The organism is Hydrocoleum sp. CS-953 (assembly GCF_002260545.1).
Taxonomy (GTDB): domain Bacteria; phylum Cyanobacteriota; class Cyanobacteriia; order Cyanobacteriales; family Microcoleaceae; genus Trichodesmium.
Genome location: NZ_LGSU01001068.1, coordinates 1 through 6,490 on the forward strand (window position 1 = coordinate 1; position 6,490 = coordinate 6,490).

At 39.0% G+C, this 6,490-nt stretch carries 3 protein-coding genes and 1 pseudogene; 1 reads left to right on the forward strand and 3 read right to left on the reverse strand.

Features of this window, described 5'->3' with window-relative positions; all coding sequences use genetic code 11:
* Both AFK68_RS15890 and AFK68_RS15895 read right to left on the reverse strand, forming a co-directional pair.
* A partial coding sequence (locus AFK68_RS15890) for a transposase (protein ID WP_143437927.1) occupies nucleotides 1–433 on the reverse strand: 433 nt, incomplete at its 3' end.
* Nucleotides 423–641, reverse strand: a complete 219-nt coding sequence (locus AFK68_RS15895; protein WP_246844222.1) for a helix-turn-helix domain-containing protein — start codon at nucleotides 639–641, stop codon at nucleotides 423–425. The genes AFK68_RS15895 and AFK68_RS15890, both read right to left, overlap by 11 nt.
* A 1,092-nt stretch (nucleotides 642–1,733) precedes the next feature.
* Here AFK68_RS15895 and AFK68_RS15900 point away from each other — a divergent pair.
* Nucleotides 1,734–1,964, forward strand: a complete 231-nt coding sequence (locus tag AFK68_RS15900) for a hypothetical protein (protein WP_094673631.1) — start codon at nucleotides 1,734–1,736, stop codon at nucleotides 1,962–1,964.
* Between the two features lie 1,144 nt (nucleotides 1,965–3,108).
* Here AFK68_RS15900 and AFK68_RS15910 read toward each other — a convergent pair.
* A pseudogene (locus AFK68_RS15910) lies at nucleotides 3,109–4,452 on the reverse strand (glycoside hydrolase family 10 protein); the annotation flags it as partial.
* Nucleotides 4,453–6,490: the final 2,038 nt, after the last annotated feature.

Sequence of the window (6,490 nt, forward strand, 5' to 3'; positions counted from 1 at the left end):
AGCTGGCTATCTTCAGTTGTGCTGCCCTCCAATTAGCAGAGCCAATCTTTTTATGACGATGTAGATATTGCTCTCTTGATAATTTAGCTTCAAATCTCCGATACGATTTCACGCTCTCAAATATTTTCCCATCACTCAAAGTAGCTAATGTTTTTACTCCTAAATCTACTCCTATAACATCAGTTTTTTTGGGTGTAGTTGTTGCATTAAATTCATAGCTACAGCTAAGATACCAATCACCTGCAAGTCTACTAATGGTGATTTTTTTGGTGGTCGCCTCAATGGGTTCATAAGTCTTAACAATACCGATAAAAGGTAATTTATGATTCCATCCATTTAATTCTATTGGTTTTCCACAATTATCTATTGTGAATGAATCATGTTTACCCTTCTTTTTAAACTTTGGGTGTTTTCCTAATCCTTTAAAGAACATGCATGAATGCTTCACCTAAATTTATGAAAGCATATTGGTAAACTTTAGATGACAAGTTTTTCATCCAAGGGTATAAAGGCTTTGTATGGTTGGTAAAAACCTCTCTTAGCTTACGGGCATTGGGCTTGTAACCATTTTTATAAGCAACATTCCACAAGCTTAAACCCCAGTTGTAACACCACCTACTGTAGCCTGCGTGTTGAGCCATCAGAGTTTTCTGCTTGTTATTAAGTTTGAGCTTGGTTCTAATGGATTTCATTTACTTGTGAACAAACTTAGTCTAATAGTATGCTTTATAACTTATTATATCGTTATTCTTTGATTAAGTCAATGCTCCCTATTCCATTGAGGTACTGATAACTGAAATGACTCCCGAATCCTGTCTCCTGACTCCTAAGTGGTAACCTAAATATTTGTAGCAAAAATTGGCTTTGTTGTATGAAAGTAGCAATGGAACATCCGTTTCACTGTGCGACATGAAAGGCGGAGCCTAGCGGCAGCTATAACGCTCACTTTCAGTAAATTGATGCTTTATTCATCTATTGGACAATAGTTATGTTTAGTTTATATATAGTCAGAGGAAGGGATAGAAAATCCGTTCCGCTTTCCTACGGAATGCTACGCAAACGCGTTTCGGCTGTCGCCGACATGAAAGGCGGAGCCTAGNGTAAATTGATGCTTTATTCATCTATTGGACAATAGTTATGTTTAGTTTATATATAGTCAGAGGAAGGGATAGAAAATCCGTTCCGCTTTCCTACGGAATGCTACGCAAACGCGTTTCGGCTGTCGCCGACATGAAAGGCGGAGCCTAGCGGCAGCTATAACGCTCACTTTCAGTAAATGGATGTTTTATTCATCTATTGGACAATAGTTAGGGCTTGCTGATTAACTAGCTATTAGCTTTTAGCATTTCCTAACGGAATGCTGCCTCTTGCAGAGGAGCTGCGCTAACGCAAACAGCTAGCCTCCTGCGGAGGAACTGCGTTAACAGCTTGCAGGGGCGATTTCCTCCGGAATGCTGCCTCTTGCAGAGGAGCTGCCTCTTGCAGAGGAGCTGCCTCTTGCAGAGGAGCTTCGCTAACGCTAACGCTAACGCTAACGCGAATCGCCCCTACTGGGTTTAAATCCCCTCCTAAACGTTTACTGCTGATTGCTGACCGCTGACCGCTGACCGCTTTTTAAATATAAAAGCATTGACAGATAAATGTTTTAGCTTTTTGGATCTTTTAAAAGTGCCAGCTTTTTAGACCGAAAAGCTGAAAAACTGAGAATTATATCATGTCTGGTAGCATCGGTATTGTATAGAGAAGGTAAGGAAGAAGGCTTTAGTTATCTAGGAGAGAAGGAAGAAGTTGTAAGAGAAGGAAAAACCTTACTAATGGTATATTGTTCCCTAACTTTTACACGCTCCGATACCAACGGACATGATATTAAAGGCTCACTATGGCAGAAAAATCAAGGGATAATTCTTCGGACTACCTTCTCTATAATTCCCATTTCTAATGATTTGAATACCATGAATTTTTAAATTCGTATTCAATAGAAAATCTATAGTAATCCGCGCATAGGTCGCAGGTAATCAAAAAGTAAATAAAAAAACTTAAACTACCACCTGTTGCCTGTTGCCTGTTGCCTAAAAAACAGTAATATTTTTGACACGAATATGCGGAGGATTGCTATATATCCTTTCATGCAACAAAAGCCGCAAAAATTTATCAAACNTATATAATCCGGGTAATTAGTTATCGTATCGCTCTAAGAGTCAGGAGTCAGGAGTCAGGAGTCAGGAGTCAGGAGTCAGGAGTCAGGAGTCAGGAGTCAGGATAAAGAAAGGATTTGAATAGCATGAATTTTTAAATTCGTATTCAATAGAAAATCTATAGTAATCCGCGCATAGGTCGCAGGTAATCAAAAAGTAAATAAAAAAACTTAAACTACCACCTGTTGCCTGTTGCCTGTTGCCTAAAAAACAGTAATATTTTTGACACGAATATGCGGAGGATTGCTATATATCCTTTCATGCAACAAAAGCCGCAAAAATTTATCAAACTGCTATAAAACCTACCACCTCTTACTATTTAACCGCACCCGCTCACCATAATTTAACAACATTTCCAAAGAAGTCAAACGATTTTTCCAAGTCTGAACTTGATAAGGATTTTCCTTAGCATGAACACTCATAGAACTTCTAAATTTTAACTGAAATTTCCTGAGATTTCTTTTAGCATTATTCAAATTACTATTATCAGGATTATCCGCTAATTTTTCCAAAGCTAATGCCAATTCGTCTGCTTCCTTACGCCAACTCTCAAGTTGAGATTCCCCCAGAGAAAGTTGCTCATTTCCTAACAAAAAACTCCATTCTTTTTTCAAAGCTTGAAAACGATCTGCTGCTGCTGCAAATGGTTGACGATAAGGAATTATTCCCTCCACAACATGAGAAGGTTTACTAAAAGCATTTAAAGAAGCTCTTCTGTTGTTAGCCATTTCTGGCGCACCTTGAGTGCGAGTCAAAAATCCATGGAACCCACCACTAATTCTTTCCGCAGCAAAAATAATATAACCCCCAGTAGGTAAATCTCGTGCTGCTTGAATCTGGTCAACTGCTACAATCTCAGGAAGATTCAAAAGCTTAACCGCTGGCGTTATTAAAGTGCTACCTAATACTCGTNGAACCCACCACTAATTCTTTCCGCAGCAAAAATAATATAACCCCCAGTAGGTAAATCTCGTGCTGCTTGAATCTGGTCAACTGCTACAATCTCAGGAAGATTCAAAAGCTTAACCGCTGGCGTTATTAAAGTGCTACCTAATACTCGTGTGTCTGTCAGAGGTTGGGTAATTTGCTGAAAGCGACTCGTATCTAAAGCATAAGTCATGGGAGTCAGTAGATCGATCTCCTCATTGAGAACCCAAGTTTCCCAGTCTTGCTGAATTTTATCAAAGCGTTCATGGCGGGGAAAAGGAAATACTGCTGCCGAAAGAATCAGATTTGGATATTTCCGTTTGAGAAATCTAGAAGTATCAGCAACAAAACTATTAACCTGATTAATCTTAAACTCAGTCCACTTCCATAATTTTTGCCGATCGCGTGATGAAATCTTCATCGGATCTATCCCATACAACTGCCGAAACTGATTCCGAGCTGTCGTACTATAACCATAAGAAAAATTCCGACTAGGATTTTGAAACGGATAGCGAATATAGTCAAGCTGAATCCCATCAACATCATACCGAGTAGCAATTTCATCAATTATCTTGAGCAAATATTGACGAACGTAAGGATTAGCCGGGTCCATATAAACCTTACCATCAGCAGGATGTCTTTTACGCCCCTTATTATCAGTCATCACCCAACTAGGATGAGCCGAAATTACCGGACCCAAATAACTATCTGCTTGACCAAGAGCGCGATTATGCGCTCGGTTTCCTACCGCGAAAGTCCACATCCAAGCGTGTATTTCCATATTCCTTTCACGGGCTAACTTCACCGCTGCTTTCAGAGGGTCCCAAGAAATTGTTAAAGGATTTTGTCTTGGAGCAACATTACTGGGGTAAATGGGATAACCAGCATTAATAGTTTCAAAGAAAACAGTATTAATACCCGCAGCAGCAAGTCGGTCAAATACTCCTGCTAAACCTCGTTCAGACCTCGCCCTCACAATTGTTCCCCGGTCTAACCAGACAGCTCGAATCTCAGCCCCCGCTCTTTCTCCATCAGTAGGGTAGTTTTTCCATAACATTTGTCTTGTTTGCAGCCATTGATTTCTCGCAGTAGCATATTGTTTGGCTGCCACCTGTTGGGGAAAATTTTGAATTACCTGACGCGCTCTAGTTATTACTTGTTGAGCATTGCTAATTTTTCGATTTCTTTGAGCAATAAATGTAGTGTTATTAGTATTGGCAGCGACCAAGCTACTATCATCTGCTGCTAAATTTACTTCTACATCTGCTGACTGCGCTGCTACCAAAGCACTTTCAAACCTACCGAGGAGATTATTTAATTCCTTTAACATTGCATAAGCTTCAGCTCTGCTAATAGGNGTTATTACTTGTTGAGCATTGCTAATTTTTCGATTTCTTTGAGCAATAAATGTAGTGTTATTAGTATTGGCAGCGACCAAGCTACTATCATCTGCTGCTAAATTTACTTCTACATCTGCTGACTGCGCTGCTACCAAAGCACTTTCAAACCTACCGAGGAGATTATTTAATTCCTTTAACATTGCATAAGCTTCAGCTCTGCTAATAGGATGGTTTCCTCGCCTGATGTCTAAACCAGGAGCTGCTGATTCTGATGAACGGTCTCTTTGGGAGTTTGGTACTTGCACTCCTCGTCTGAGAAAGGCACTTAAGGGGTTAGGGCGAGAGGATGATGTAGTTGTTTGTTGTTGGGATCTGTTCCAAATATTCTCTCTGTTATTGGTCGTTTCTGGAGTAGAGTTGTCAGGAGAATTAACAGGGAAGTTGTTGTTACTAACAGTGTCAGTTTTTTGCCTTTGTTCATTTCTCTGTTGTTGGAAACTGTTCCAAAGAATTCCTCCTCTATTATTATTTGTTTCTAGNTCTGTTATTGGTCGTTTCTGGAGTAGAGTTGTCAGGAGAATTAACAGGGAAGTTGTTGTTACTAACAGTGTCAGTTTTTTGCCTTTGTTCATTTCTCTGTTGTTGGAAACTGTTCCAAAGAATTCCTCCTCTATTATTATTTGTTTCTAGAGTCGGATTACCAGTGGAACTAACCGGGGTATTTTCTTCTACAGTTTCAAGCTGCTGATTTTGCTGGTCTCTCTGTTGTCGAAATCTTTGCCAAACATTGTTACTTTGGGGAGTTGTTGTTGCCTCCGAAACTGAATTATTATTTTGACTTAAGTTTGTTTCTGTTAGTTGACCAGGAGTTTCAGGTTTTTGAGCATTTATCCTTTGCTGCTGAGTTCTGAGCCAAATATTATTTGTATCTGGAGTCGAGTTGGGAGTTATAGTAGTAGGTTGATTTGTGCTGGAATTTTCAGCAGTATTTACAGATGTAGTTTGAGGTTGAACCCTAACTATATTAGGATTTTCATTATTTGGTCTTGGTGAAGGAGAAGTACGAGGTCTAATTTTAAGAGGATTAGAATTATTCGTCGTAGGTAAAGTCTGTGTATTATTCCCTGAAGGAAAAGGATTATTATTTCTGGCACTAAATTGTGGTTGACTTTGATAGCGATTCAAAGTAGCTCGCAACCAAACACTATCTAAAGTAGCAGATTCACTATTTCCCCAGTGCCAACCTAAATAAGTAGCTTGGGGAGTAATTACTACCGCTGAAGAACCAGAACTTCCCTGCCAAGTAGCTGCCGTTGTGCTGTTTAACCCTGCCGGAATTAATATTCCACCTTCGACTTTACCTTGGCCGTTTACTTTTGGTGCCCAACTTGTAGATTCTTTGCAGGCAATATCTAAACAACGATATTTAGGCTCTGGTGTAGTAGGTTGACTTAAGGGAAAAGCCCAATAAGAACCAAGAAGCGATCGCAATTGTTGCCTTACCCCTGGCTGAGATTTTTTACCTATTTGACCAGTAGCTATTAATTTTCCTCCCTGCTTGACCCACTCTTCAATAATTTGTACTTGAGTTTGAGTTAAAGTTTCAATGTTTGGTAAAAAGATAACTTTAACTCCAGATAGATCAGCTAATGTATTTATTTGTCTTAAATTAATAGGTTCATAACTAATACCTAAACTGCGTATTCTTGTAATAATTTGATTCCATTCATCTGTCTTTTGGGGGTCTCGAATTATCCCTAGTAAAGTATTAGCTCTACTAGGGCTTGGTAACAGTACCATCAAACTTAGTAATGTACCCGCCAACCTTGGTAAAATTCCTGTATATAAATCCTTTTTTTTACTCATTACTCCTCACTTTATAATTAAATTAAATTCACAACTAATTATTTTAAATAAATTGATTCATAATCGCTTTAATTTATAGTTAGTTGTGTAGTTTCACCGAGCTTTTATCCGATCAAACTCTATTGGTAAATAATGGATTATACATCCACATCTGCCTATAAT